25 protein-coding genes and 2 tRNA genes are annotated in these 24,666 nt (G+C 56.1%); 12 read left to right on the top strand and 15 right to left on the bottom strand.

Annotated features, from left to right (window positions below; all coding sequences use genetic code 11):
- Positions 1 to 5: 5 nt before the first annotated feature.
- A complete protein-coding gene (gene sufE / locus AA74_RS0105345) occupies positions 6 to 422 on the top strand; it encodes a cysteine desulfuration protein SufE (RefSeq protein WP_025911623.1) in 417 nt (138 codons plus the stop codon).
- A gap of 97 nt (positions 423 to 519) precedes the next feature.
- Positions 520 to 1,533, top strand: coding sequence for a L,D-transpeptidase family protein (locus tag AA74_RS0105340; RefSeq protein ID WP_025911621.1), 1,014 nt, complete (start codon positions 520 to 522; stop codon positions 1,531 to 1,533).
- A 60-nt stretch (positions 1,534 to 1,593) separates the two neighbouring features.
- Here the strand turns inward: AA74_RS0105340 and lpp are convergent, their stop codons facing one another.
- From lpp to AA74_RS0105320, 4 genes are all read right to left on the bottom strand, one after another.
- On the bottom strand, positions 1,594 to 1,830 hold the full coding sequence (lpp, locus tag AA74_RS0105335) for a murein lipoprotein Lpp (RefSeq protein ID WP_001082307.1): 237 nt from the start codon (positions 1,828 to 1,830) through the stop codon (positions 1,594 to 1,596).
- 309 nt (positions 1,831 to 2,139) lie between these two features.
- Positions 2,140 to 3,552: a pyruvate kinase PykF gene (gene pykF, locus AA74_RS0105330; RefSeq protein ID WP_008500621.1), complete on the bottom strand. Its 1,413-nt coding sequence runs from the start codon at positions 3,550 to 3,552 to the stop codon at positions 2,140 to 2,142.
- A 377-nt stretch (positions 3,553 to 3,929) separates the two neighbouring features.
- Positions 3,930 to 5,075: a PLP-dependent aspartate aminotransferase family protein gene (locus AA74_RS0105325; protein ID WP_021241113.1), complete on the bottom strand. Its 1,146-nt coding sequence runs from the start codon at positions 5,073 to 5,075 to the stop codon at positions 3,930 to 3,932.
- Between the two features lie 11 nt (positions 5,076 to 5,086).
- Positions 5,087 to 6,457, bottom strand: a complete 1,371-nt coding sequence (locus AA74_RS0105320) for a cystathionine beta-synthase (protein WP_008500619.1) — start codon at positions 6,455 to 6,457, stop codon at positions 5,087 to 5,089.
- A gap of 400 nt (positions 6,458 to 6,857) precedes the next feature.
- Here AA74_RS0105320 and AA74_RS0105315 point away from each other — a divergent pair, with 400 nt between their 5' ends.
- The 4 genes from AA74_RS0105315 (at position 6,858) to fumD (ending at position 9,822) form a co-directional block, all read left to right on the top strand.
- Positions 6,858 to 7,880: a methionine ABC transporter ATP-binding protein gene (locus AA74_RS0105315; protein WP_025911617.1), complete on the top strand. Its 1,023-nt coding sequence runs from the start codon at positions 6,858 to 6,860 to the stop codon at positions 7,878 to 7,880.
- Entirely contained in the window at positions 7,873 to 8,541 is a 669-nt protein-coding gene (locus AA74_RS0105310) for a methionine ABC transporter permease (protein WP_008500617.1), read from the top strand. Before AA74_RS0105315 ends, AA74_RS0105310 begins: the two co-directional genes overlap by 8 nt.
- A 148-nt stretch (positions 8,542 to 8,689) precedes the next feature.
- A complete protein-coding gene (locus AA74_RS0105305) occupies positions 8,690 to 9,502 on the top strand; it encodes a MetQ/NlpA family ABC transporter substrate-binding protein (protein ID WP_008500616.1) in 813 nt (270 codons plus the stop codon).
- A gap of 110 nt (positions 9,503 to 9,612) precedes the next feature.
- A complete protein-coding gene (gene fumD, locus AA74_RS0105300) occupies positions 9,613 to 9,822 on the top strand; it encodes a fumarate hydratase FumD (RefSeq protein ID WP_023343959.1) in 210 nt (69 codons plus the stop codon).
- On the opposite strand, the gene AA74_RS0105295 is transcribed toward fumD, so the two are convergent.
- The 4 genes from AA74_RS0105295 to AA74_RS0105280 are packed head-to-tail and all read right to left on the bottom strand — an operon-like array spanning position 9,803 to position 12,897.
- The gene (locus tag AA74_RS0105295) at positions 9,803 to 10,489 is read right to left on the bottom strand and encodes an amino acid ABC transporter permease (protein WP_025911612.1); all 687 of its coding nucleotides are present in this window, start codon (positions 10,487 to 10,489) and stop codon (positions 9,803 to 9,805) included. The two genes, fumD and AA74_RS0105295, sit on opposite strands and share 20 nt — an antisense overlap.
- Positions 10,473 to 11,249, bottom strand: a complete 777-nt coding sequence (locus tag AA74_RS0105290) for an amino acid ABC transporter permease (protein ID WP_025911610.1) — start codon at positions 11,247 to 11,249, stop codon at positions 10,473 to 10,475. The genes AA74_RS0105295 and AA74_RS0105290 overlap by 17 nt, the downstream gene beginning before the upstream one ends.
- Entirely contained in the window at positions 11,249 to 12,064 is an 816-nt protein-coding gene (locus tag AA74_RS01000000122030; protein ID WP_025911608.1) for an amino acid ABC transporter ATP-binding protein, read from the bottom strand. The genes AA74_RS0105290 and AA74_RS01000000122030 overlap by 1 nt, the downstream gene beginning before the upstream one ends.
- Before the next feature lie 2 nt (positions 12,065 to 12,066).
- Positions 12,067 to 12,897, bottom strand: coding sequence for an ABC transporter substrate-binding protein (locus tag AA74_RS0105280; protein ID WP_025911606.1), 831 nt, complete (start codon positions 12,895 to 12,897; stop codon positions 12,067 to 12,069).
- A gap of 245 nt (positions 12,898 to 13,142) precedes the next feature.
- Between AA74_RS0105280 and AA74_RS1000000123550 the strand changes: the two genes are divergently transcribed.
- Together AA74_RS1000000123550 and AA74_RS0105265 are read left to right on the top strand one after the other, a co-directional pair.
- Positions 13,143 to 13,310 (top strand): hypothetical protein, encoded by a 168-nt coding sequence (locus tag AA74_RS1000000123550; RefSeq protein WP_008500610.1) that lies wholly within the window; start codon positions 13,143 to 13,145, stop codon positions 13,308 to 13,310.
- Between the two features lie 144 nt (positions 13,311 to 13,454).
- Positions 13,455 to 14,861: a DUF1996 domain-containing protein gene (locus AA74_RS0105265; protein WP_021241120.1), complete on the top strand. Its 1,407-nt coding sequence runs from the start codon at positions 13,455 to 13,457 to the stop codon at positions 14,859 to 14,861.
- 45 nt (positions 14,862 to 14,906) lie between these two features.
- Here the strand turns inward: AA74_RS0105265 and AA74_RS1000000123340 are convergent, their stop codons facing one another.
- Positions 14,907 to 15,047 (bottom strand): hypothetical protein, encoded by a 141-nt coding sequence (locus tag AA74_RS1000000123340; RefSeq protein ID WP_008500607.1) that lies wholly within the window; start codon positions 15,045 to 15,047, stop codon positions 14,907 to 14,909.
- 125 nt (positions 15,048 to 15,172) lie between these two features.
- Here AA74_RS1000000123340 and AA74_RS0105255 point away from each other — a divergent pair, with 125 nt between their 5' ends.
- Both AA74_RS0105255 and AA74_RS0105250 read left to right on the top strand, forming a co-directional pair.
- Complete coding sequence (locus AA74_RS0105255) at positions 15,173 to 15,955, top strand: MBL fold metallo-hydrolase (protein ID WP_025911603.1); 783 nt, start codon at positions 15,173 to 15,175, stop codon at positions 15,953 to 15,955.
- Positions 15,956 to 16,027: 72 nt separating this feature from the next.
- Complete coding sequence (locus tag AA74_RS0105250; RefSeq protein ID WP_008500605.1) at positions 16,028 to 16,663, top strand: carbonic anhydrase; 636 nt, start codon at positions 16,028 to 16,030, stop codon at positions 16,661 to 16,663.
- 28 nt (positions 16,664 to 16,691) lie between these two features.
- On the opposite strand, the gene AA74_RS0105245 is transcribed toward AA74_RS0105250, so the two are convergent.
- From AA74_RS0105245 to mdtK, 4 genes are all read right to left on the bottom strand, one after another.
- Entirely contained in the window at positions 16,692 to 18,287 is a 1,596-nt protein-coding gene (locus tag AA74_RS0105245; RefSeq protein ID WP_025911600.1) for an FAD-NAD(P)-binding protein, read from the bottom strand.
- Between the two features lie 119 nt (positions 18,288 to 18,406).
- A tRNA-Val gene (locus AA74_RS0105240) sits at positions 18,407 to 18,483 on the bottom strand.
- Positions 18,484 to 18,487: 4 nt separating this feature from the next.
- Positions 18,488 to 18,564, bottom strand: a tRNA-Val gene (locus AA74_RS0105235).
- A gap of 153 nt (positions 18,565 to 18,717) precedes the next feature.
- The gene (mdtK, locus tag AA74_RS0105230; protein WP_021241123.1) at positions 18,718 to 20,091 is read right to left on the bottom strand and encodes an MdtK family multidrug efflux MATE transporter; all 1,374 of its coding nucleotides are present in this window, start codon (positions 20,089 to 20,091) and stop codon (positions 18,718 to 18,720) included.
- 225 nt (positions 20,092 to 20,316) lie between these two features.
- Between mdtK and AA74_RS0105225 the strand changes: the two genes are divergently transcribed.
- Positions 20,317 to 20,958 (top strand): riboflavin synthase, encoded by a 642-nt coding sequence (locus AA74_RS0105225; protein WP_008500602.1) that lies wholly within the window; start codon positions 20,317 to 20,319, stop codon positions 20,956 to 20,958.
- Positions 20,959 to 20,989: 31 nt separating this feature from the next.
- Here the strand turns inward: AA74_RS0105225 and cfa are convergent, their stop codons facing one another.
- Positions 20,990 to 22,138: a cyclopropane fatty acyl phospholipid synthase gene (cfa, locus tag AA74_RS0105220; protein ID WP_008500601.1), complete on the bottom strand. Its 1,149-nt coding sequence runs from the start codon at positions 22,136 to 22,138 to the stop codon at positions 20,990 to 20,992.
- Positions 22,139 to 22,436: 298 nt separating this feature from the next.
- Complete coding sequence (gene punC / locus AA74_RS0105215; RefSeq protein ID WP_025911596.1) at positions 22,437 to 23,636, bottom strand: purine nucleoside transporter PunC; 1,200 nt, start codon at positions 23,634 to 23,636, stop codon at positions 22,437 to 22,439.
- Positions 23,637 to 23,750: 114 nt separating this feature from the next.
- Here punC and punR point away from each other — a divergent pair, with 114 nt between their 5' ends.
- On the top strand, positions 23,751 to 24,662 hold the full coding sequence (gene punR / locus AA74_RS0105210; RefSeq protein ID WP_008500598.1) for a DNA-binding transcriptional activator PunR: 912 nt from the start codon (positions 23,751 to 23,753) through the stop codon (positions 24,660 to 24,662).
- The last annotated feature ends 4 nt before the right edge of the window (positions 24,663 to 24,666 follow it).

Here is a 24,666-nt window from a genome sequence, read left to right as displayed (position 1 = left end):
GAAAGATGGCAGAGCTGCCGGACAAAGATAAATTACTGCGCAACTTCTCGCGTTGCGCAAACTGGGAAGAGAAGTATCTCTATATCATCGAGCTGGGACAGCGTTTGCCGCCGCTCGGTGAAGAGGCGCACAGCCCGGAGAACAGTATTCAGGGCTGCCAGAGCCAGGTTTGGATTGTGATGGAGCAGTCGGATGACGGCACGATCGAATTGCGCGGCGACAGCGATGCCGCCATTGTAAAAGGGCTTATTGCGGTCGTCTTTAGCCTTTTCCAGAAGATGTCTGCGCAGGATATCGTCGCGTTCGATGTTCGTCCGTGGTTTGAAAAAATGGCCTTAACCCAACACCTCACCCCGTCCCGCTCTCAGGGACTGGAAGCGATGATTCGCGCCATCCGCGCCAAAGCTGCAATCCTTAGCTAGACTTACAGAACAGCATTCATTCTGTTTCGCGAGGTGGTTCCCGCCTCGCTGGTTTTTCAGCTTTCTGGCGTTCTGTCAGTGAATAAGGAATCTCAGCATGAAGCGCGCGTCTCTCATTACTCTATTACTCCTCAGTTCGCTCGGAGCCCTTCATTCGGCCCGCGCGATGGACTATCCGTTGCCGCCCGCAGGCAGTCGTCTGATTGGGCAAAATCAAACCTACACGATACAGGAAGGGGATAATAAGCTGCAGACCATCGCCCGCCGGTTTAATACGGCGGCGCAGGTGCTCCTGGAAACCAACAATACCATTGCGCCGGTAAACCCTGCGCCAGGAACCGTGATAACCATTCCGTCGCAAATGCTGTTGCCGGATACGCCCCGCGAGGGGATTGTGGTGAATCTTGCTGAGCTTCGGCTCTACTACTTCCCGCCGGGGCAAAATATTGTTCAGGTTTATCCTCTGGGCATTGGTCAGCTGGGGCTGGAAACGCCGGTAACGACCACGCGGGTGAGCCAGAAGATCCCGAATCCCACCTGGACACCCACGCCGGGCATACGAGCACGTTCTCTGGAGCAGGGCATTAAACTGCCTCCGGTGGTCCCTGCCGGGCCAAATAACCCGCTAGGACGCTTCGCACTGCGTTTAGGCGTGGGGAATGGGGAATATCTCATTCATGGCACCAGCGCGCCGGACAGCGTTGGCCTGCGGGTCAGCTCTGGCTGTATGCGGATGAACGCCCCGGACATTAAGGCGCTGTTCGAACAGGTGCGGGTGGGCACGCGTGTGCAGATTATTAATGAACCCGTGAAGTTTTCCGTGGAGCCGGATGGTAAACGCTATATTGAGGTCCACCGTCCGCTGGCGCAGGTAGAAGGGGAAAATCCGCAGGTCTCGCCCATTACCCATTCCGCCGACTTTGCGGCCTTTGTTTCTCAGGCAGGAAGCGATAAGGCGCTGATTGATAAAGCGCTGTCACGTCGTGCCGGGATCCCGGTTATCGTGTCGTCCGGTAGCGGCCCGTCAGCCAGCAATAGCGTGTTGTCGGTGCAGAACAGCCGGATGTCTGCTGCGGTGGCGGAAGATGAAGGGGAGAGGGTGACGCAGTAGGCGTTTGACGCAGGCAAAAAAAATGGCGCACAATGTGCGCCATTTTATTAACAGGTACTATTACTTACGGTATTTAGTAGCCTGGTTGTCCAGACGCTGGTTAGCGCGAGCTGCGTCGTCTTTAGCAGCCTGAACGTCGGAACGCATTGCGTTCACGTCGTTGCTCAGCTGGTCAACTTTAGCGTTCAGAGTCTGAACGTCAGAAGACAGCTGATCGATTTTAGCGTTGCTGGAGCAACCAGCCAGCAGAGTAGAACCCAGGATTACCGCGCCCAGTACCAGTTTAGTACGATTCATTATTAATACCCTCTAGATTGAGTTAATCTCCATGTAGCGTTACAAGTATTACACAAAGTTTTTTGGGTTGAGAATATTTTTTTGATGGGAATACACCTATTTTTGATCGTTCGCTCAAAGAAGCACCGAATCAGCCCTTTTCGGGCAAAAATCTAAGGAAAAAAAGGCATTTATCATCGGATTCATCTTAGATAATTCGCAATTAAATAGAAAAACCCGATTTGCATTTTGAATGCGTTTGGCTAATGCCGGGAATAAAAAAAGCGCCCAATGGGCGCTTTTTATCCAAATTAATTCGTTCGGGAATTATTACAGCACGTGAACAGATGCGGTATTGGTGGTGCCGCTTGGTACCAGGGCGCCAGAAACCATGACCACAACGTCGCCTTTCTGTGCCAGACCGCTTTCCAGAGCCAGTGCTTTACCCTGAATGTAGAAATCGTCAGTAGAGGCGATCTCTTTAACCAGGTGCGCAACGACGCCTTTGCTCAACACCAGCTGACGAGCGGTGGTTTCGTTGGTGGTCAGGGCCAGGATGGTCGCATCCGGGAAGTATTTACGCACGGCGCGCGCAGATTTACCGCCCTGAGTAGCAACCACAATCAGTGGTGCTTCCAGTTTTTCAGCAGTTTCTACCGCACCGCGGCATACTGCTTCGGTGATACGCAGCTTGCGGCTGTCGTTGTTGAAGTCCAGACGGCTGGTCATCACGCGGTCAGTACGTTCACAGATGGTCGCCATGATGCCGACCGCTTCCAGCGGGTATTTACCTTTCGCGGATTCACCGGACAGCATTACTGCGTCAGTACCGTCGAGAATGGCGTTTGCCACGTCGCCTGCTTCAGCGCGGGTTGGGCGTGGGTTTTTGATCATGGAGTCCAGCATCTGCGTGGCGGTGATAACCACTTTACGCGCGCGCACACACTTCTCGATCATCATCTTCTGCGCGAAGATCACTTCTTCAACCGGGATTTCAACGCCCAGGTCACCACGTGCAACCATGATGCCGTCAGACGCTTCGAGGATTTCGTCGAAGTTGTTCAGGCCTTCCTGGTTTTCGATTTTGGAGATGATCTGGATCTTCTCGCCGCCGTGTGCTTTCAGGTGCTCACGGATTTCAACCACGTCGGAACGCTTACGGATGAAGGAGGCCGCGACGAAGTCAACGCCTTGCTCGCAGCCGAAGATCAGGTCCTGCTTGTCTTTTTCAGCCAGGGCTGGCAGCGCGATGGAGACGCCCGGCAGGTTAACGCCTTTGTTTTCGCCCAGGTCGCCGTTGTTCAGCACTTTACAGATAACTTTGTTGCCTTCGATAGCGGTGACTTCCATACCGATCAGGCCATCGTCGACCAGCACGGTGTTACCAACGGACAGATCGCTGGTGAAGCCTTCGTAGGTCACTGCAACGATTTCGCTGTTGCCGATAACGGATTTGTCGGTGGTGAAGGTGAAGGTCTGGCCCGCTTTCAGAGAGACGTCGTTACCGCCTTCCAGCTTGATGGTACGGATTTCTGGACCTTTGGTATCCAGCAGGATGGCCGCTTTTTTACCGGTCTTGCTCATCACGTTGCGCAAGTTCTGGATGCGCTGGCCGTGCTCTGCGTAGTCACCGTGGGAGAAGTTCAGACGCATCACGTTCATGCCGGCATCCAGCATTTTGCTCAGCATCTCTTCAGATTCGGTTTTCGGGCCGATAGTACAAACAATTTTCGTCTTTTTCATGACAGTCTTAGTCTTTAAGTTGGGAAGGATATGGAAATCTCGCTCCGGGGGCGCACCGCCGCGGAGTCAAACCTGTGTTGCAAAAGAGTATATGACACGCACTAAGGATAGGAGACATCAAATGAGCGTGCAGAAGAAAGTGTGCCTGAGTGACAGCCCAACGAAGGAGAGGAGAAGTTGTACGTTGTTTTTTGTATTCCAAGCGCTGAAACCATTCACCAGGGATTAGGCGCGCATTATACGCTGATTTTAAGATAAAAGGAAAATGGAAACGGTGTTTCAGAAATAATCTGTGCTGTTTCACATAATATTGTTATCAAGGCGTTAAGCCATGATGACAACTTATCGCGGCAGGTGAGGGACCTGCCGCACTTTGCTTATTTTTGCAGCGCCTGGCTGAGGTCGGCAATCAGGTCTTTAGGATCTTCAATCCCCACCGACAGGCGGATCAGCTGCGGCACAATGCCGTTCGCCAGACGTTGCTCAAGCGGAATTGAGGCGTGGGTCATGCTGTAAGGCTGGCTCACCAGACTTTCCACGCCGCCCAGGCTTTCCGCAAGGGTGAACAACTTCAGGTTGCGAATCACCTCGGTGGCGCGTTGCGCATCGCCTTTTACCACGACGGAAATCATGCCACCGGGCAGCGCCATCTGCGTGCGGGCAAGCTGGTACTGCGGATGCGATTCCAGTCCTGGATAGTACACGTTTTCGACCAGCGGATGCTGCTCCAGCCATTGCGCAATCGCCAGCGCGTTGGTGCTGTGCTTTTCGACCCTCAGCGCGAGCGTGCGAATACCGCGCAGCGTCAGGAAGCTGCTGAACGGATCCAGAACGCCGCCCACCGCGTTCTGCAGATAGCCGAGCTTGTCCGCCAGCGCCTTGTTATCGCCCACCACCGCCAGCCCGGCGACGACGTCAGAGTGGCCGTTAAGGTATTTAGTGGCGGAGTGCACCACGATATCGAACCCGGACTCCAGCGGACGGTGGATCACCGGCGACGCGAACGTGTTATCCGCCACGCTGATGACGTTATGACGACGGGCGATCGCCGCAATCGCCGCCAGATCCGCCAGCTTCAGCAGCGGGTTGGTTGGCGTTTCGACCCAGACCATACGCGTTTCCGGGCGAATGGCGGCCTCGAGCCCGGCCAGGTCGTCCGGTTTAACCCAGCTGACCTGCAGCCCGGTGCTGCGCTTGCGCACGTTTTCAATCAGACGGTACGTCCCACCGTAAACGTCATCAATGGCGACGATGTGGCTGTCTTTATCCAGCAGTTCGAGCACCGTGGAGATGGCCGCCAGACCGGAGGCAAAAGCGTAGCCGCGCGTGCCGCCCTCCAGTTCGGCAATCGCCGTTTCCAGCGCATGGCGGGTGGGGTTGCCGCTGCGGGAGTACTCGTAGCCGGTATGCTCCCCGGGCGCGGGTTGCGCAAACGTCGAGGTGGCATAAATCGGCGGCATGACGGCCCCGTGCTGGTCGTTGAATTCGCCGCTGTGGACGCTGAGGGTGGCCAGATTTTTCATCATTGATTCCTTTATTGCTGTAGACGGTTGCGCCAGGCGGTCAGAACGTCGCTGCGCGTAATCAGACCGAGAAAACGGTCGTTGTCATTAATGACGGCCACCAGGCCGCGGTCGAAGATGGCGTGCAGGGCGCTTTCCGGCGCGTGCTTGTCAAGGAACTCGACCTGACGCGTCATGGCTGCCGTCACCGGCAGCGCGAAGCGATCGCCGTCGCCGCCGATATGCCGCAGGAGATCCCACTCGTCGATAATGCCCACCACCTTGCCGTTCTCCAGCACCGGCAGCTGGGAGATGTCATACAGACGCATGCGCGCCAGGACAGTGGAGAGCGTGTCGTCCGGGGCAGCGGTGACGGTGGCGCCTTCATCGTGGCGCAGGGCGATGTAATCAGAGAGATCGCCGGCCTGAGGACGCGTGATGAGCCCCTGCTGTCGCATCCAGTCGTCGTTAAACATCTTCGAGAGATATTTGTTGCCGCTGTCGCAGGCGAAGGTCACCACCCGCTTCGGCGTGGCTTGTGCCTGGCAATACTTCAGCGCGGCCGCCAGCAGCGTACCGCTGGAGGAGCCCGCCAGAATGCCCTCCGTTTTCAGCAGCTCGCGCGCGGTGGTGAAGGCCTCGCGGTCGGTGATGCGCCAGGCGCGATTCACCCCTTCAATGTGGGCCAGCGGAGGAATAAAGTCTTCGCCAATTCCCTCAACCAGCCAGGAGCCCGCGTCGTGGTAGCGTCCGGTTTCCACCTGGTCGGCGAGAACGGATCCAGCCGGGTCAGCCAGGACAAATTCCGTGTGCGGAGAGTGCTCGGCGAACCACGCCTGCAGGCCGCCCAGCGTGCCGCCTGAGCCAACGCCTACCACGATGGCGTCGATCCTGCCGTCAAGCTGCTCATACAGTTCTGGCGCCGTGGTGGTGCGGTGCGCCAGCGGGTTGGCTTCGTTGTTGAACTGGTCGATGTAAAACGCGCCGGGCAGTTCGTTCGCCAGACGCTGGGCGTAATCCTGGTAATAGGCAGGATGGCCCTTGTTGACGTCGGAGCGGGTCAGCACCACCTGGGCACCCAGCGCGCGCAGGTGGAAAATCTTCTCGCGGCTCATTTTGTCCGGCACCACCAGGATCAGCGAGTAGCCTTTCTGGGCGGCGATCAGGGCCAGGCCGAGACCGGTATTGCCCGCCGTGGCCTCGATAATCGTGCCGCCTGGCTGCAGCTGGCCGGTACGTTCCGCTTCGTTAATCATCGACAGCGCAACGCGATCCTTAATCGACCCGCCCGGATTTTGGTTTTCCAGCTTCAGGAACAGCGAGCAGGGACCGGTATCAAGCTTATGCAGCTGGATCAGCGGGGTACGACCAATCAGTTCGGTGACGGAGTGATAAATCGTCATGATGTTTTCCTTTCTGGATGTCATGACGGGATGATAGGGCGGTGAAATTTTCTCAAGAAAGAACCATTCACTGCCGTTTAGAACAGAAAGGAATATAAATGCCATTTCTGGATGGCAGGACAGCAAGACGTAAAGTTGTCTGGATGTGAGGATGGCTATATCGGGATAAAATGCTGCAAAAATGACCGTTTTTTGCGCCCGTCCGCCAGCGGATATGCATCCGGCAGATAATCATTGCTGAAATTGGTCTAAATGCTTCGCACCCGGTAAATCCGCTGTTTATTGCCGAAAGTTATAACACATTCTTTTTTGTTCATTTAAAAGCTGATAACGCCTGTTTACTATCGTTTGGACATCCATACTGCTAAACCGCCACGGGCGGCACGGATAACGAATAAGAATGATTGTACTGAGCAATATTTCGAAGGTTTTTGACAACGGAAAGGTGGCGCTCACAGCCGTTGATAATGTCAATTTGACGATAGCACAGGGACAGATATACGGGATCATTGGTTACAGCGGCGCAGGTAAAAGTACGCTTATCCGCCTGCTGAATGGTCTGGAAAAACCGAGCAGCGGCAGCGTAACCATCAACGGGCAGAACATTTCTGCCGCAAAAGGTGAAGCCCTGCGCCAGGCGCGTCTGAAGATCAGCATGGTGTTTCAGCACTTCAACCTGCTGTGGTCGCGCACGGTCAGCGAGAATATTGCGTTCTCGATGCAAATTGCCGGCGTACCGAAAGCCGAAATAAAGGCCCGCGTGGCCGAGCTTATTGAACTCGTTGGCCTGAAAGGTCGCGAGCATGCCTATCCATCACAGCTGAGCGGTGGGCAAAAGCAGCGCGTGGGCATTGCGCGTGCGCTGGCTAATCGCCCGGATGTGCTGCTCTGCGATGAAGCTACCTCCGCGCTTGACCCCCAGACCACCGATCAGATCCTCGATCTGCTGCTGGATATTAACCGTCGTTTCAGGCTGACCATCGTGCTGATCACGCACGAGATGCACGTGGTGCGCAAAATCTGCGACCGCGTGGCGGTGATGGAGAACGGTAAGGTGGTGGAAGAGGGAGACGTGCTGAGCGTCTTTACCCATCCGCAGCAGCCGATTACGCAGCAGTTTGTCCGTCAGGTGAGCCAGTACGCTGAAGAAGAAACCTTCAATACCGAACTGGCAAACGAACTGGAAGGGACGGTCATCAGGCTGACCTTTACCGGGCACAGCACGCATAAACCGATTGTGGGTGAGCTCACGCTGCGCTACGGCCTGCCGTTTAACATTCTGCACGGAAAAATGACCCAAACCGCTCACGGCGTGTTTGGTCAACTCTGGGTGCACGTCGTGGCATCTGATGAACAACTGAACAATATCCTCGCCGACCTGCAGCACAGCGATATTGAAGGCGAGGTGATTAAACATGGCTGAGAATCTCTTTCCGCATCTCAAGTGGGATCAGCTCTGGGCGGCGACGCTGGAGACGCTGTACATGACCGCGCTGTCCGGCGTGGCAACTTTCGTCCTGGGCATCGTGCTGGGTCTGGCGCTGTTTTTAACCGCGCGCGGCGGACTGTTCCACAACCGCACGGTGTATAGCGTTATTTCGATTGTGGTGAACGTGTTCCGCTCAATTCCGTTCATCATTTTGATTGTGCTGCTGATCCCGTTCACCAAGACCGTTGTCGGCACCATTCTTGGCGCCAACGCGGCGCTGCCGGCCCTGATTGTGGGTGCCGCACCGTTCTACGCACGCCTGGTGGAGATCGCCCTGCGTGAAGTGGATAAAGGCGTCATCGAAGCCACACGCTCGATGGGCGCACGACTGAGCACGCTCGTGTTTCGGGTTTTGCTGCCGGAATCATCACCCGCACTGGTCTCGGGTATTACGGTGACGCTGATTGCGCTGGTGAGCTACAGCGCGATGGCGGGGGTGATTGGCGCCGGTGGTTTGGGAAATCTGGCTTATCTGGAAGGATTCCAGCGCAACCATGGTGACGTCACGCTGGTGGCAACGGTGACCATTCTGATCATCGTTTTCATTATCCAGTTCTGCGGCGATGTCATTACTTCACTGTTAGATAAACGCTAATACCCGTCATATTTCGAGCCTCAGGCGCGTTGGCTGCATTCGTTCACCCCAGTCACTTACTGTATGTAAGCTCCTGGGGATTCACTCACTTGCCGCCTTCCTGTGACTCGAACTATTTAGGGTAACAACAACACACAGGAACCACATCATGAAAAAGACACTGACACTGATCGCCGCTGCAACCCTGAGCGCCCTGAGCTTTGCCTCCTGGGCCGACACCCTGACCGTGGGCGCGTCCAACACGCCGCATGCGGAAATTCTGGAGCAGGCAAAGCCGATTCTGGCGAAGCAGGGGATCGACCTGGAGATTAAACCGTTCCAGGACTACATTCTGCCGAACACCGCGCTGGCGGGTCATGACATCGACGCGAACTATTTCCAGCACATTCCTTACCTGAACAGCGTGCTAAAAGATCATGCGGGCGATAAGGACTACGATTTTGTCAGTGCGGGCGCGATCCACATTGAGCCAATCGGCATCTACTCCAAAAAATACAAGTCGCTGAAAGACCTGCCGGAAGGTGGCAAGATCATCATGCGTGACGCGGTTTCTGAAGAGGGCCGTATTCTTTCCATCTTCGAGAAAGAGGGCGTGATCAAGCTGAAGCCGGGCATCGATAAAGTCACCGCGCGCATCAGCGACATCGTCGAGAACCCGAAAAAACTGAAGTTTACGCCTAACGTGGAAGCGTCTCTGCTGCCGCAGATGTACAACAATAACGAAGGCGACGCGGTGGTGATTAACGCCAACTACGCGATTGACGCGGGTCTGGATCCGGTTCACGACCCGATTGCGGTAGAGAGCGGTGAAAACAACCCGTACGCTAACATCATTACCGTGCATCGCGGTGACGAGAAGAAGAAGGACATCGTCGCGCTGGTGAACGTGCTGCACTCGAAAGAGATTCAGGACTGGATCCGCACCAAGTACAAAGGCGCGGTCATTCCAGTAAACAACTAATTGACTGATTTTACAGATGAAGCCCGGCGAGTCTCTCGCCGGGCTTCTTTTTTGTATCCGGCAGGAGAATCATTTAAGCTCAACGTTTAACAGGCAATGGAGTGATGACGATGGGTAACGTGACCAAAGATGAAGCGCTGTACCAGGAGATGTGCCGGGTGGTCGGAAAGGTGGTGCTTGAGATGCGTGATTTAGGGCAGGAGCCAAAGCATATTGTCATTGCCGGTGTTCTGCGTACCGCGCTGGCGAACCAGCGCGTGAAACGCAGTGCATTGACAACCGAAGCGATGGAAACGGTGGTTAAAGCGCTGGCCGGATAAGGCGCCAGCGCTTCGCAAGCTGCTCAAGCGAGCAGCAGAGCAGGTAATAGACCACGCCCGTAAAGATAAAAATGGCCGCCGGGTAGATTTGCACCCGGTTGTTGACCTGTCCCGCCACCGTGGTCAGCTCCGGGACGTTCACGATAAACGCCAGCGACGTATCCTTCAGCAGGCTGATAAAAATCCCCACCAGCGACGGCAGAATATTCCCCAGCGCCTGCGGCAGCAGCACGCGCCACAGGGTTTGCTGCGTGCTGAATCCCTGTGACAGCGCGGCTTCGAACTGCCCGGTCGGCAGCGCGCTCAGCCCGGCCAGGACCGAGTGCATTACGGTGGCCGCCGTAAACCAGGCCAGCGCCAGCGTGACGGTCAGCGCTCCCGGCAGATCGCCCCCGGTCATGAGCGGCAGGAGATACCACATCCAGAAAATCACGAAGATGAGCGGGATCCCGCGAATCAGCTCTGCCCATAAAAAGAGGGCTTTGCGCACGAGCCCGGTAAAGCGCCAGGCCAGGCACGCGAGCGCAATCCCCGCGGGCAGGGCGATAACGGCTGCTCCAGTCGCCATCATCAGCGAGAGCAACACGCCCCCCGGTTCACCGGCTGCCGCGCGTCCCCACAGCAGATAATCGAGGTTATCGGTGATGACATTAAGTCCGGCAATCATGTTTTTCACTCCCTGCGGTAGCGACGATCGGACGTTTACGTTTCGCCTGCGGCCCAAGGCGGACCAGCACCATTCCCATGACCAGACCGGTCAGGAGATAGAGTGCGGTACCGAGGGTAAATGCCTCCAGCGCGTGTGCGTTAAAGCTTTCGATCTGCCTGACCTGGTAGGTGAGCTCGGCGAAGCCAATCCCGCTGGCGAGCGAGGAGAGCTTCATCAGGTTGAGATACTGACCCACGACGGGCTGCCAGGCGTTAGCCAGCCCCTGCGGCAGCAGAATGTAGCGAAACAATCGCCATGCTGAGAATCCCTGGGCGAGCGCCGCCTCCCGTTGCCCGGCTGGCACAGACCGAAAGCCTGATTCCACTTCTTCGATTAAAAACGCCGAGGTAAATACGCCCAGCCCCCAGGCAGAACATAAAAATTCGGGCGTAAACCACCAGACGTCGCCGGGCAGAATGGACCAGCTGTGATCGGCGTTGACTGCGTCGCGAAACGCCTGCGGCAGCCCGTTCCAGGCGGCAAAATACCAGAACAGCAGCTGCACCAGCAGCGGCGTATTGCGAAACAGCGATACCCAGCCGCTGACGATCGCTTTCCCGACGCGTCCACCGGACAGGCGCAGGAGCATAAAGAGCAGTGCGAGCAGGCTGGCCAGCGCGATCCCCGCCAGCGTCACCCACAGGGTGGTGAGAAATCCGGAAAGTATCCACTGCAGAGGCTGTCCGGTCAGTACTCCCTGCCAGTCGAGCGCGGGCATTACAGATGCTCCTGATGCAGCGGGTCCAGCACCTTTTGCAGGAACCGCTGCGCGCGCGGATGCGCTGGCTGGCTGAAAAACTGTGCCGGCGGCGCGGTTTCCAGAATTTGCCCGCCGTCGATAAAGACAATCCGGTCGGCAATTTCCCGGGCAAACTGCATCTCATGGGTCACCACGATCATCGTGATCCCGCTGTGGGCGAGGGCTTTCATCACAAACAGCACTTCACCAATCATCTCGGGATCGAGTGCCGACGTCGGCTCGTCAAAGAGAATGATTTGCGGTGACGAGGCCAGGGCGCGGGCAATCGCGACCCGCTGCTGCTGTCCACCGGAAAGCTCAGCCGGGTAATGGTGGGCTTTTTCCAGCATCCCGACTTTCTCCAGCAGGGCCAGCGCGCGCTCCTGAGCGGGGAGCGGCTTCCAGCCGTGGACGTGCTCAAGCGCCAGGGTGATGTTCTGGCTGGCGGTGAGGTGGGCATAAAGATTGAACTGCTGAAACACAAACCCCACGCGGCTTCGCAGCTGGCGCAGCCCGCTACCGGAGAGCCTGCCGGTAGGCTTGTTGTCGACCAGGATCTCCCCGCCGCTCAGGGGTTCAAGCTGGTTGATAAGACGAATCAGGGTGGATTTACCGGAACCCGACGGGCCGAGGATGGCAACCACTTCACCGGGCGTGATAGTGAGGTTAATGTCGTTCAAAACCTGATGGTCACCGTAGCGTTTGTCCACGTGGCGAAACTCGACGCTGGCCTGTTCCAGATGTGAAAAATCCGCGGCACCGGCCGCGGAGTGGGAAAATAAACCTGAGAGCATCATTATCTGGCTTCTATTTTAAAGGCGCGGGGCTGTGGAGCAGGGGTGCCAGGACCAAACCAGACGTCGTAGATTTTAGCCGCCTGACCGGTCTTCTCGAGATTGACCAGCTCGTCGTTGACGGCTTTCAGCAGCGCCGTTTCACCTTTCTTCACCCCCACGCCGATCTCTTCTTTACTGAGCAGGTCGGGCAGGATTTTGAAGTTGGCTTTGTCCGGCGCCTGCGCCAGCAGACCGGCCAGAATGGTGCTGTCCTGAGTGATGGCCTGTACGTTGCCGTTGCGCAGTGCGGTCAGCGCCAGGGGAATGTCGTCATAAGAGAGGACGCGGGACTGCGGGAAACGCTGGTGCAGCGCCTGCTCGCCTGTTGTGCCTTTGACTGCGCCAATGCGCGCCCGGCTATAGTCATCGAGCTTGTCCGGTGATTTCGCCGGAACGAGGAACTGCTGGCCGGTAACGAAGTAAGGCGTCGAGAAATCAATGACCTGTGCGCGTTCTGGGGTGATAGTAATATCCGCCACGATCAGGTCGGCTTTGCCGGACTGCAGCAGCGGAATGCGGTTGGCCGGATTGGTGGCAACCAGTTCAAGCTTCACGCCGAGCGATGTTGCCAGCGCTTTGGCGAAGTCCACGTCGTAACCCACGATCTCATGCGTTTTGGCATCAATCGAGCCAAACGGCGGGTTGGCATCAAACGTGGCGACTTTCACCACCCCTGCTGCCTTGATATCCGCCAGCTGATCGGCCTGCGCCTGCGCTGAAAACAGGCCCCAGGCTGCCACTACGCCCAGAGCCAGCGTCCGTTTTTTAAACCCTTTCATTTTTGCTGCCATAGTCATACGCCATCCCGTTGTTTTTGTTTTACCCCGTTACGCTCCCATAAGGGAAAGCTATCGCCAAATAAGAAATCGTTCTTTGCTATGAGCAAAAAAGCATTAGTGAACAAGGTGTTAATGAAGCGTGAAAAGGACGGGGCGCTATTTGCAGATCCTGCACATCGACAGTGGATTTTGGTATTTCCCCTGCACGGGATTGGGGTGCTTAACTGAAGGCAGATACGGCGAGAGAGGGTAAGACGATGAAAAAATGGATCAGCACGTTACGGCGGTTTTTTGCGACCCGACCCGCGAATGCGGAGAACAGCGCGCAACGTGTTCTTGAGTCGATACTGCCTGTCGCCAGCCTGTATGGCGTAGACGTTGCCAACATTGACCCGGAGTGGTTCCATGATAAAACGCCACGCTGAACTGCGCCGCACGCGCGAAACGTACTGGAATGAGGTGTGCGTGACGTCTGTAAAGCCTCAAAAGACGGAAAAGTACGCTCTGAATCATTCGGTTAATTAGCCCGCTTTTGTTACCAATGTGTCCTTTCAGTCATGGAGAAAATGATGAAACGGACCACGTTAACACGCGCGCTTTCTGTCCCTGCGCTACTTTTCACAATTCATGCGGCACACGCCGCACCGCAGGCGCATGTTGTTTGCGGCTATTCCCATACCCTTGGCGATGACGCCATTATGATGTACGGCATGCCCAACGAGGCCATGCTGCACGACTTCTTCGGCAACGTGCAAACGGATGCTGACTCCAGCCGTGAATCCCTGCGCCGGGATGAAAAGACCACCTGCGATAACAAAGCCGACAGCTCTGCCTACTGGGCACCTTCGCTTCGCCTGCCTGACGGCACGGTCGTCAAACCGGCGTATCAAAAAACCTATTATCAGGCATCGAACGTGGACGCCTGGCCGCTACACCCTTTCCCGGCGGGGCTGTCGCTGCTGGCGGGCGACCATCACGGTAGTGCGCCGAATCCACATATCACCTTTTTATGTGCCAACGGCAAGGGTTACACCACCAAAACCGGTGAGGTCTGCGGCTTGCGCAAGGCGAACGATGCCGTGCAGTTTAATATCGGCATTCAGTTTCCTAACTGCTGGGATGGAGTGAACCTGAAGCCTGCCCATGGTCTGATTAACGCCACCTACGACGTCAAGGGGCAGTGCCCGTCCACCTTCCCGGTGAAAATTCCCACCGTGAACATGAACATTGCTTACGTACTCCCGACGATTAGCTCGCTTGATACCAGCAAAGTGCAGCTCTCCATGGACCCCATCATGCACGGCGATGAGCGAGAAGAGCGGTGGGGTAGCCTGTATACGGCGCATGCAGATTTTATGAACGGCTGGACGGAAGACGCCGCGCGCTTTATGACTGACCTGTGCATGAACCGCGGGTTAGATTGTGGCACCACCGTCCCGTATGGTTATTCCAGAGCGAAGGCCAACGTCTGGCTCAGCAGCCTGGAGCCAGACCTCTCCCAGCCCGAACCGCAGGTTTTACTGGTGCAGGATAACTGGCAGAACGGGGGACGCACGAAAAACAGCGAAACGCTGTCGCTGGTGAAGTTCCACATTCCCCCTCTGCCTGCCGGGCAGGATCCTTCGCAGTTTACATACCGCGTGCGGATTTATGGCGGCAAAGTGGAAACTAACGGTGCCGATCAGATCTTCTTCTATCCGGCCAGCAATGACTGGGATCCTGCTACCGTAAGATGGGCCTCGCGTCCGGCCTGTAACTATCGCTCCGACGCAGTGCTCTATCTGAACCATTCTCGTGAATACCGGATGGTGAACGTGGACAAAGCCGTGCGCAAGGCGCTGGCGGAAGGAAAAACCGAAATCTCGTGGTATATCGGCGGTGACCGCCAGGGGAATCATTACCAGTTCGAACCGGCGTCTTCATCAGAAAGCCTGGTTCTGATGCTAACGGGGTTTAAAAAGACGCCTGAGCTGTAATCTTCCCCGCAATGAAAAAAGCACCGGTTTTCCGGTGCTTTTTTATCAGATCTTGCAGGCGTCGCCGCAGTCGTCGTCGGCAATAATCGCCTGCGCTTTTTTATCCGCATCGTCCAGACGTTCTGCGTTTCGCTCTTCCGCTTCATCCAGACCGTTAAAAACTAAGTTATCGAGATCAATTTCCATGTTGCACCTGCTCTGTTCGGTTTTTGATACTGGCACAGTATAGGGTAAAAAACGCCAGCAATGTACCTCGCAGCACATAAGGATAATCCCTGCCATACTCAGTGCTTTATCACTGAGGAGCGCTCATGATTACACTCTGTAGAACCTGCGGTACTTCTTATGAGGGAACGCCGGAGAGATGTGCCATTTGCGAGGATGAACGTCAGTATGTTCCGGCCAGCGGCCAGGCGTGGATCGATTACGCGACGGTAACGGCGACACACGCCAACAAATGGCAGCAGCTGGAGCCGCAGTTATTCAGTATCAAGACGGTACCCGCTTTTGCCATTAACCAGCGGGCACTCCTCCTGCGTACCCCCCACGGTAACATTCTCTGGGACTGCATCGCCAACCTTGATCCTGCAACCCAAACGCTCATCGCCGCACTCGGCGGTCTTCGCGCGATTGCGATTTCGCATCCGCACTATTACACCACGATGCAGGAGTGGGCCGCGGCTTTCGACGCGCCGGTCTATCTGCACGTAAGCGATAGCGAGTGGGTGATGCGCGGCAGCCCGGCGATTCATTTCTGGGAGGGCGATGCGCTGGAGATAGTCCCATCGGTTACGCTGCTGCGTCTCGGCGGGCATTTTGCGGGCGGAACGGTACTGCACTGGCAGGAGGGCGAGGGCGTTTTACTGGCGGGAGACATTTTGCAGGTGACCCCAGGGAAAGAGGCCGTGTCGTTCATGTGGAGCTACCCGAATATGCTTCCGCTGCCTGCCCGTACGGTTGAGGACGTTACCCGGCGCCTGGCGGGAAAATCGTTCGCCCGTCTTTACGGCGCGTTCGAAGGGCAGAACATTCCGGCAAACGCCGATGACATCGTGCAGCGGTCGGGCCAGAAATATATTGCTTGTCTCAAGTGAAGCACGGTGGGTAAACTTTGCGAGTGTGATCTCGATCATGCCTAAACGAAAACAGATAAAAGAGAAATTGCTATGCAACATATCATTGAAGGTTTTCTCAGCTTTCAAAAAGAGATTTTCCCGCAACGTAAAGAGCTCTTTCGCAGTTTAGCGTCCAGCCAGAATCCCAAAGCGCTGTTTATCTCCTGCTCCGACAGCCGTCTGGTCCCTGAACTGGTCACCCAGCAAGAGCCGGGACAACTCTTTGTTATTCGTAATGCTGGCAACATTGTTCCACCGTTCGGGCCGGAGCCAGGCGGCGTCTCTGCAACTATCGAGTACGCGGTAGTGGCGCTGGGCGTGACCGACATCGTGATCTGCGGTCACTCCAACTGCGGCGCGATGAAGGCGATTGCCGATAACGCGAACCTGGAGCCGATGCCTGCTGTATCGCACTGGCTGCGCTATTCCGACGCGGCAAAAGCCGTGGTAGAGAAGAAAAGCTGGGATAAGCCGATCGATAAAGTGAATGCGATGGTGCAGGAAAACGTCTTTGCGCAACTCAGCAACATCAAGACCCACCCGTCCGTCGCGGTGGGCCTGCGTAATAACTCGCTTCGCCTGCACGGATGGGTATACGACATTGAAAGCGGCAAAATTCTCGCCCTGGATAAAGCGACGAAAAGCTTCGTCTCGCTGTCTGAAAACCCGGAAGTGTTCTTCGAATAATCTCGCGTTGCAGGGCATGGAAGCCCTGTCAGTTCTCCACGTACGGTAACCGACGCCGTATACCTGAGGCCGGTTTTTCAGCCGCCTTCGCCATCGCTTCTGCAATCTCCGCACACTCTGCCAGCCCCTGAACGAAGGGACGATCGTGCATCAGCCACGGTATTGCGCCGAAGGCGATGCGCCCACGAACCGTTTCTGGCGCTTTTAACGTGTAATCCTCGCCGATGTCGGGGATCTCATCGCCCGTCTCCTCAAGCTGTCTGCGCAGCGATGGGAAAGGCAGATCGTTTGTTTTAAGCGGCTTTTGCCCGCGCGCATCAATAAAGACGTCGAAACGATAAACGGTCTCTTGTGTGGTGATGACTGTCCGATCGCTGCCGGCATCAAGCGTGTAATCATCGCCGAGCGCCGCCACGCTAATGATGCCGGCCTCGCGAAGCGCAAGCAGCCTGCGAATAGACTGCGGCGGGATGGCAGCATAATTGTCGATAAACACGCGAGCCAGGCCCTGCTTAAAGCGTTTTCTGTCCTGCTCGCTAAGATGGGGAACGATCTCCTGAACGACCTCATGCAGCCGAAGCACGGTGTAGCGCCATGCCACGGTACGGCGCTCGCGTTTATTGCGTTCAACCTCGTTGAGATTCTCTTCCGCCCAGGTAAAGGGCCCGTGGCGCTTACGATCCTCAAACCAGGCCTCACGAATGGTGTCCGCATTCAGCGTATGCAGAGACATTTTCTCGCACCACGCCGGGTCGGCGAGTTCAAGCTCTTTCACCATCAGGGCAAAGACTCGGTCAAGCAGGCCATCCGGTCCTTTGGCTATCTCGCTTTCCACTACGAATTCGGTCAATACCGACAGCGGTTCATAAGGGATGGGGCAGTAAAAATCGGCTTCCGGGAGAATGCCCGTCCGTGACATCAGCGTAATGTTTAACCCTTCGCTGCCGCTGTCGAGGATGAATTTACCGTCACGAAACTCGCCGTGCTGCATCACCACCGCCATAGCCGCGTCCAGACCGCTCAATGAGGTGCCCATAATGCCCACGCGGCAAGGGGGAATACGGGCGTCCATCAGGCCGGACCACGGGCTTGGGAAGAACGTGCGCGTGGCTTCATCCTCCTCTGGCCAGACGTGGCCGGTGGCAATAACCGCCAGGTCGAATTTATCCGCTAATGTGCGGTCATTGACCGAAATCGTCACGCCGGTTGTCGAAGGGTTGATGTCGGTGACCTTCGCAGACTCATGGACCTCAACCTGGAACCCCAGCTTTTTCGCCTCTTTTACGATTGAACGAAAGCTGTCGCGAAAATACTCTCCCAACAGGATCCTGGGCAGGAACTGTCGATCGTGCAGGCTGGCTTTATCAACTTTAAAGCGCGCCAGATGGTCGTCGCTTTGCTCCTTAAGCCAGTCGAGGTAGGTCATAAAAATGGGCGGGATTTCAATGCTCGCAATGTTCGCCAGCATCAGCCGGGAATTATCGTCATCGTTATAGGGCATACCCACGCCAGCTTCATCGGCCTGTTCAAAGACGGAAACGGAGAGTGGGGTATTGTTATTAAGCAGATGATAAAAGGTGTAAATTCCCGTGGGGCCGGAGCCGATAATCGCGATCTTCTTCATCAACACGTTTCCTGTGTTTTTTTCCATAGGAAAAGCGTAGCAGGAGAATAATGATGAAAATAAGGGATTAAGAAAATTCAGGGTAACTGAGGAGAATTTGCACCATTTCAGGACTGAAATGGTGCGTCCGAGTGGACTCGAACCACCGACCCCCACCATGTCAAGGTGGTGCTCTAACCAACTGAGCTACGGACGCAGAATGGTGCGTTCAATTGGACTCGAACCAACGACCCCCACCATGTCAAGGTGGTGCTCTAACCAACTGAGCTATGAACGCAACGTGTTGTCGGTGACAACGGGGACGAATATTAGCGGCACAGCACCGAGGTGGCAAGAGGGAAAATGCAATTTTCTCTCTGATTTCACGCGATTGCTGTATTACCGCGCAAAGTGAAGAGAAAGTAGCCGCCGGGTGGCGGCTACTGCGTATTTAACGTGCAGCGCGTTGCAAAATGATCGTTGATGGCTGGCGCTGCAGGAAGCGCATGCGCAACATCATCATAATTGCCGCCGACGTCAGGCCGATGATAAAGCCCATCCAGAACCCCGCGGGTCCCATGCGGTCAACCACCAGGTCGGTCAGGGCCAGAATATACCCACACGGCAGACCCAGCACCCAGTAGGCGATGAAGGTGATAAAGAAAATGGAACGCGTGTCTTTATAGCCGCGCAGCACCCCGCTGCCAATCACCTGGATGGAGTCCGAAATCTGGTAAATCGCGGCCAGCAGCATCAGGTGCGAGGCCAGCGCGACGACTTCCGGATTGTCGTTGTAGAGCAGGGCAATCTGCTCGCGCAGCGCCACGGTAAAAAGCGCCGTGCAAATGGCCATGCAGACGCCGACGCCCAGTCCGGTGCGCGCGGCGGTTTGCGCATCGAGCGTCGAGCCTTGCCCCAGGCGGAAGCCCACGCGAATCGTCACTGCTGCGGCCAGCGACATCGGCAGGACAAACATCAGGGAGCTGAAGTTGAGCGCAATCTGATGCCCGGCGACGTTCACAATGCCCAGCGGGGAGACCAGCAGGGCGACCACGGCAAACAGGGTCACCTCAAAGAACAGCGCAAGGGCAATCGGCAACCCTAACTGCACCAGGCGCGTCATGATATTCCAGTCCGGCGTGCTGAATCTGTTCTCGTTACGAATATCGCGCATGGAGCGAGCGCGCTTCACGAAGGTAAGCATTGAGAAGAACATGACCCAGTAAACGGCGGCCGTCGCCACGCCGCAGCCGACGCCGCCCAGCTCCGGCATCCCGAAATGACCGTAAATAAAAACATAGTTAACGGGAATGTTGACCAGCAACCCGATAAAGCCCATCACCATCCCGGGCTTTGTTTTCGCCAGACCTTCACACTGGTTACGCGCCACCTGGAAGAAGAGATATCCAGGCGCCCCCCAGAGCAGGGCGCGCAGATAGCCCACGGCTTTGTCCGCCAGGGCCGGGTCAATGTTATGCATAGCGCGAATGATATGGCCCGCGTTCCAGAGCACGACCATGATCAGCACAGAGACAAACCCGGCCAGCCAGAAACCCTGGCGGACCTGATGGGCAATGCGCTCGCGGCGCCCCGAGCCATTGAGCTGAGCGATAACAGGCGTGAGCGCGAGCAGCAGACCGTGGCCGAACAGGATGGCCGGAAGCCAGATTGACGTGCCGATGGCAACGGCCGCCATGTCGGTGGCGCTGTAGCCACCTGCCATTACCGTATCCACAAATCCCATTGCGGTCTGGGCCACCTGCGCGACGATCACGGGTATAGCCAGTGCCAATAACTGGCGCGCTTCATTCATGTACTTCTGCACGTGAACACCTTTATTTTGTAATTATATGAGAGACTAAAAAAGCCGCCGAAACGGGCAGCAAGAAGAAAATGCAGGGGGGTGCCAGCTATTGTAGCGGGCTTTAGCTATTTATCTAGTGAAAAAATCGCCAGAAAATGCGCTCCGCTGGCAACCTGTTTTTCCAACTGTTATTGTGGAGGGATTAAACGGTGTCATCACCGTTCGGAAAAAACAGGAGTTGTAAGCATGTTTACTGGTATTGTGCAGGGCACTGCCAAAGTGGTGTCCATTGATGAAAAACCTAATTTCCGTACTCATGTTGTTGAGCTGCCGGAATATATGCTTGAGGGCATCGAAACCGGTGCCTCGATTGCCCATAACGGCTGCTGCCTGACCGTGACCGAAATTAACGGCAACCAGATTAGCTTTGATTTAATGAAAGAGACGCTGCGGATCACTAACCTGGGCGAGCTGGTGGTAGGCGATACCGTCAACGTTGAGCGCGCGGCGAAGTTCAGCGATGAGATTGGCGGCCATTTGATGTCCGGGCACATCATGACCACTGCCGAAGTGGCGAAAATCGTGACCTCGGAAAATAACCGTCAAATCTGGTTTAAAATGCAGGACCCGTCATTAATGAAATACATCCTCTATAAAGGATTTATTGGCATTGACGGGATTAGCCTGACGGTGGGAGAGGTGACGCCAACGCGTTTTTGCGTGCATTTAATTCCTGAAACGCTGCAGCGCACCACGCTGGGCGCGAAAAAATTGGGGCATCGCGTGAATATCGAAATCGATCCGCAAACCCAGGCGGTGGTTGATACGGTGGAGCGCGTGCTGGCAGCAAAAGAAGCCGCAATAATAAAGACCGCAGAAGAAGAATAAAAAATAACCCCGGCTATCCGGGGTTATTTTTTTAGCGTGCGACACGCAGTCCGTGTTCAATCCCCCGGCTGAATACCACCTGCCAGAGCTGAATATCCCGTGCGCGAAACGCCCCCGCGCAGGCATTCAGATAATAGCTAAACATCCGTTTAAATCGTTCTGAATAGTTGTCCGCAATCTCGGGCCAGGCTTTCTGGAAACGTTCATGCCATGCCATTAAGGTGGTGTCGTAGTCCGCGCCAAAGTTATGCCAGTCTTCCATCACGAAATGGGATTCACTGGCGTTGGCAATCTGGCGAACGGACGGTAAACAACCATTCGGAAAGATGTATTTATTGATCCACGGGTCAACGTTGTTATCGGTCCGCTTAGAGCCGATGGTGTGCAGCAGGAAGAGGCCGTCCGGTTTCAAATTACGATCCACCACCTCAAAGTAGGTGTCGTAGTTTTTTGGCCCCACGTGCTCGAACATGCCGACGGAAACGATCCGGTCGAACTGCTCGTTCAGGTCACGGTAGTCCTGCAGCCGGATATCCACGTCAAGACCCTGACAGCGCTCCCGCGCCATTTTTTGCTGTTCCGCTGAGATCGTCACGCCGACCACGCTGACGCCGTAGTGCTTCGCCATAAAATACGCCAGCCCGCCCCAGCCGCAGCCGATATCCAGCACGCGCATGCCGGGCTGTAGCTGCAGCTTCTCGCTGATCAGGCGCAGCTTGGCCTGCTGTGCTTCCTCAAGCGTCGACGCGTCTTTCCAGTAGGCGCAGGAGTATTGCATGAAAGGGTCCAGCATGCGGCTGAACAGGTCGTTGCCGAGATCGTAATGTTCTTTGCCGACGATCCATGCGCGTTTTTTACTTTGCAAGTTAAACAGTCGGGCAGAGGCGACACGCAGGGTGTCTTTCAGATTGCGGGGGAGTTGATTTTCCAGACCGGCGCGCAACACGCTGGCAAAAAAGATATCCAGACGTTCGCACTCCCACCAGCCGTCCATATAGCTTTCTCCCAGGCCTAACGATCCTTCCCGCAACACGCGTTTAAAAAAGTCGGGATGTTTTACCTGGGGATCGGATGGCGAAGATCCGTTGATAGTGATGCCTGCTCGACCTAACAGTTCACTGACGATCCGGGACCAGTTGTCGTCCGGAACGCTGACTTCTTCTATACACGATGAACTCATAGCTTCTCCATCACCCTGATGTGATCAGAACCTTCAAACAGCGTAGACGCTTTTTTTGGTTTGTGAGAAATCTCACGGTAAATACCGCGAGGCTAGTATCCGACGTAGAACAGAGGAAGGGAGATAACCCTTGCCGAAATGCCTTCCATGGTAAAACGGGAGCACTCCGGCTCCCGTTAACACTTAATATTTATCGTATTTAATCGAACCAAATTTAGTATAGGCCTCAAAATTTGGTGATTCAATAGAAAATTGTTAGCAACCTAATCACTGAAATGTAACATGATTTCTGGCGCAATCAGGCATGCGAAGTTTCCACCTGCGCGCCGTTATCCTGCTCGCGCTGCGCGGACGCCTGCATGCGGAAACCCAATACCGCCAGCGCTACGGTGAACAGCATCACGCTGGTGGTGGTCAACAGCGGCGTGGCAATCAGCGCCGAGACCACCAGACTTGCGAGGAAGCACAGACCCAGCTGCAGGGTATTTTGCAGCGCGGCGGCGCGGCCTGTCGCCTGCGGGAACGGACGTAACGCCTGTGCCACCACGATCGGATAAATCGCTCCGTTTGCCACGGCCATCACGCAGAAGGGGACCAAAATTTCAGCCAGACCCGCGCCCGGAATAAACCCGACGGCCCAGGTACCGATGACGCTCAGCGCATAGAGCACCAGCAGCCATGGCAGCATCTGCTGACCTTCCCATTTTTGCAGCGCCGCGCGGCAGCCGTACCCGCCCACCAGGAACGCGATGGTCTGCGGAACATAGCTCAGACCGATGGCCGCCGGGCTGTAGCCCATATCGTGCAGAATAAACGGCGAGCCGGTGAGCCACGCGAAGAAGCTGGCCGAACAGGCGGCATAAATCAGGACATTCCCGCGATACGCTTTGGCGCTCAGCAGGGAGGTGAAGGTAATCGGCGTCGCGTCGGCATGCGCCTCTTTTTTATGCGCGGGCTTAAGGACAAACGCCGGCAGCATCAGCACCAGCGTGATGGCAAACAGCGTGGCAAAAATGGCCTGCCAGTCAAAGTGCGCGAGGATCCAGCTGCCCAGCAGCGGAGCCAGGGCAGGGGAGAGGCCCACCAGCGGCATAATGGTGGCGAAAATACGGTTTGTGCGGTTAGCCGGGTAGTAGTCGGTCACCAGCGCCTGCCAGGTCACCGCCGCAGCACAGACGCCCACGGCCTGAACGAAGCGCAGCACCAGCAGCCAGGTAGCATCGCGCACCCACAGCATCCCCAGGCAGCCCACGGCAAAAATGGCCAGACCCAGCAGCAGCACCGGTTTACGGCCGAAGCGATCCGAGAGCGGTCCCCAGAGCAGCTGTGCGAAAGCAAAACCGGCAAGGAACAGGCTCAGGCTGGCGCTGATGGCCGCCGCAGGGGTTTGCAGGTCTTCCTGCATCGCGGCAAACGCGGGCAGGTACATGTCGGTGGCCAAAAAGCCCAGCACGCTTAAGCCGCCGAGCCAGACTAAAAATCCTTTCCTGGGTTGCATTCTTTTATTCTCCTGAGGAGGCAGGTGTACGTTGGCGCAGAGTGTAGGGAGTGCAAAGCGGCTTGTGAAACGCTAATATTTGGCGGGTGCATTCAAATTTTTTGCAGGCAGAAAATGTGGTCAGATTATTCTCTTGAAGTGGTCGATGCTGTTGCGCGTAACGGCAGCTTTAGCGGTGCAGCGCAGGAGTTGCACCGCGTCCCTTCGGCCATCAGCTACACGGTGCGTCAGCTTGAGGAGTGGCTGGCGGTTCCGCTGTTTGAACGGCGGCATCGCGACGTGGAATTAACGCCCGCCGGAGCATGGTTTTTGAAAGAAGGGCGTTCTGTTATCAAAAAAATGCAGATCACCCGCGAACAGTGTCAGCAGATCGCCAACGGCTGGCGGGGGCATCTCGCCATCGCGGTAGATAACATCGTGAAGCCGGAACGCACCCGACAAATGATCGTGGATTTCTATCGTCATTTCTCTGACGTCGAGCTACGGGTCTCGCAGGAGGTGTTCAACGGCGTCTGGGATGCGCTGGCGGACGGCAGGGCGGAGATGGCGATTGGCGCGACGCAGGCGATCCCGGTCGGGGGACGTTACGCCTTTCGCGACATGGGTATGCTGAGCTGGAAATGCGTGGTGGCCAGCGATCATCCTCTGGCAGCGATGGAAGGTCCGCTGAGCGACGATACGCTGCGCAACTGGCCGTCGCTGGTGCTGGAGGATACGTCCCGTTCATTGCCCAAGCGTATCACCTGGCTTCTGGACAACCAGCGGCGGGTGGTGGCCCCTGACTGGGAATCATCGGCGACGTGCCTCAGCGCCGGGCTGTGCGTCGCGATGGTGCCCGCTCATTTTGCGCGTCCGCGCATCGATACCGGAGAATGGGTTGAACTGACGCTAGAGAATCCGTTCCCGGACGCGGCCTGCTGCCTGACCTGGCAACAAAATGATGTCTCGCCCGCCATGGCCTGGCTGCTGGATTATCTGGGAGACAGCGAAACTCTAAACCGGGAATGGTTACGGGAGCCAGCGTAGCTGG

Origin of the sequence: Enterobacter sp. 5-4 (genome assembly GCF_000612205.1) — a bacterium.
GTDB lineage: Bacteria > Pseudomonadota > Gammaproteobacteria > Enterobacterales > Enterobacteriaceae > Enterobacter > Enterobacter roggenkampii.
The sequence above is the reverse complement of the archived record's forward strand: the minus strand, read 5'-3'. Positions and strand labels throughout refer to the sequence as shown.

Coding starts and splice junctions, on each gene's coding strand:
- sufE (WP_025911623.1), top strand. CDS start 6: ATGGCAGAGCTGCCGGACAAAGATAAATTACTGCGCAACTTCTCGCGT.
- cfa (WP_008500601.1), bottom strand. CDS start 22,138: ATGAGTTCATCGTGTATAGAAGAAGTCAGCGTTCCGGACGACAACTGG.
- AA74_RS0105280 (WP_025911606.1), bottom strand. CDS start 12,897: ATGGCAGCAAAAATGAAAGGGTTTAAAAAACGGACGCTGGCTCTGGGC.
- AA74_RS0105340 (WP_025911621.1), top strand. CDS start 520: ATGAAGCGCGCGTCTCTCATTACTCTATTACTCCTCAGTTCGCTCGGA.
- AA74_RS1000000123550 (WP_008500610.1), top strand. CDS start 13,143: ATGAAAAAATGGATCAGCACGTTACGGCGGTTTTTTGCGACCCGACCC.
- AA74_RS0105245 (WP_025911600.1), bottom strand. CDS start 18,287: ATGAAGAAGATCGCGATTATCGGCTCCGGCCCCACGGGAATTTACACC.
- AA74_RS0105310 (WP_008500617.1), top strand. CDS start 7,873: ATGGCTGAGAATCTCTTTCCGCATCTCAAGTGGGATCAGCTCTGGGCG.
- fumD (WP_023343959.1), top strand. CDS start 9,613: ATGGGTAACGTGACCAAAGATGAAGCGCTGTACCAGGAGATGTGCCGG.
- pykF (WP_008500621.1), bottom strand. CDS start 3,552: ATGAAAAAGACGAAAATTGTTTGTACTATCGGCCCGAAAACCGAATCT.
- AA74_RS1000000123340 (WP_008500607.1), bottom strand. CDS start 15,047: ATGGAAATTGATCTCGATAACTTAGTTTTTAACGGTCTGGATGAAGCG.
- AA74_RS0105305 (WP_008500616.1), top strand. CDS start 8,690: ATGAAAAAGACACTGACACTGATCGCCGCTGCAACCCTGAGCGCCCTG.
- AA74_RS0105315 (WP_025911617.1), top strand. CDS start 6,858: ATGATTGTACTGAGCAATATTTCGAAGGTTTTTGACAACGGAAAGGTG.
- AA74_RS0105325 (WP_021241113.1), bottom strand. CDS start 5,075: ATGAAAAATCTGGCCACCCTCAGCGTCCACAGCGGCGAATTCAACGAC.
- punR (WP_008500598.1), top strand. CDS start 23,751: ATGTGGTCAGATTATTCTCTTGAAGTGGTCGATGCTGTTGCGCGTAAC.
- AA74_RS01000000122030 (WP_025911608.1), bottom strand. CDS start 12,064: ATGCTCTCAGGTTTATTTTCCCACTCCGCGGCCGGTGCCGCGGATTTT.
- AA74_RS0105290 (WP_025911610.1), bottom strand. CDS start 11,249: ATGCCCGCGCTCGACTGGCAGGGAGTACTGACCGGACAGCCTCTGCAG.
- lpp (WP_001082307.1), bottom strand. CDS start 1,830: ATGAATCGTACTAAACTGGTACTGGGCGCGGTAATCCTGGGTTCTACT.
- AA74_RS0105225 (WP_008500602.1), top strand. CDS start 20,317: ATGTTTACTGGTATTGTGCAGGGCACTGCCAAAGTGGTGTCCATTGAT.
- AA74_RS0105295 (WP_025911612.1), bottom strand. CDS start 10,489: ATGATTGCCGGACTTAATGTCATCACCGATAACCTCGATTATCTGCTG.
- AA74_RS0105250 (WP_008500605.1), top strand. CDS start 16,028: ATGCAACATATCATTGAAGGTTTTCTCAGCTTTCAAAAAGAGATTTTC.
- punC (WP_025911596.1), bottom strand. CDS start 23,636: ATGCAACCCAGGAAAGGATTTTTAGTCTGGCTCGGCGGCTTAAGCGTG.
- AA74_RS0105255 (WP_025911603.1), top strand. CDS start 15,173: ATGATTACACTCTGTAGAACCTGCGGTACTTCTTATGAGGGAACGCCG.
- AA74_RS0105320 (WP_008500619.1), bottom strand. CDS start 6,457: ATGACGATTTATCACTCCGTCACCGAACTGATTGGTCGTACCCCGCTG.
- AA74_RS0105265 (WP_021241120.1), top strand. CDS start 13,455: ATGAAACGGACCACGTTAACACGCGCGCTTTCTGTCCCTGCGCTACTT.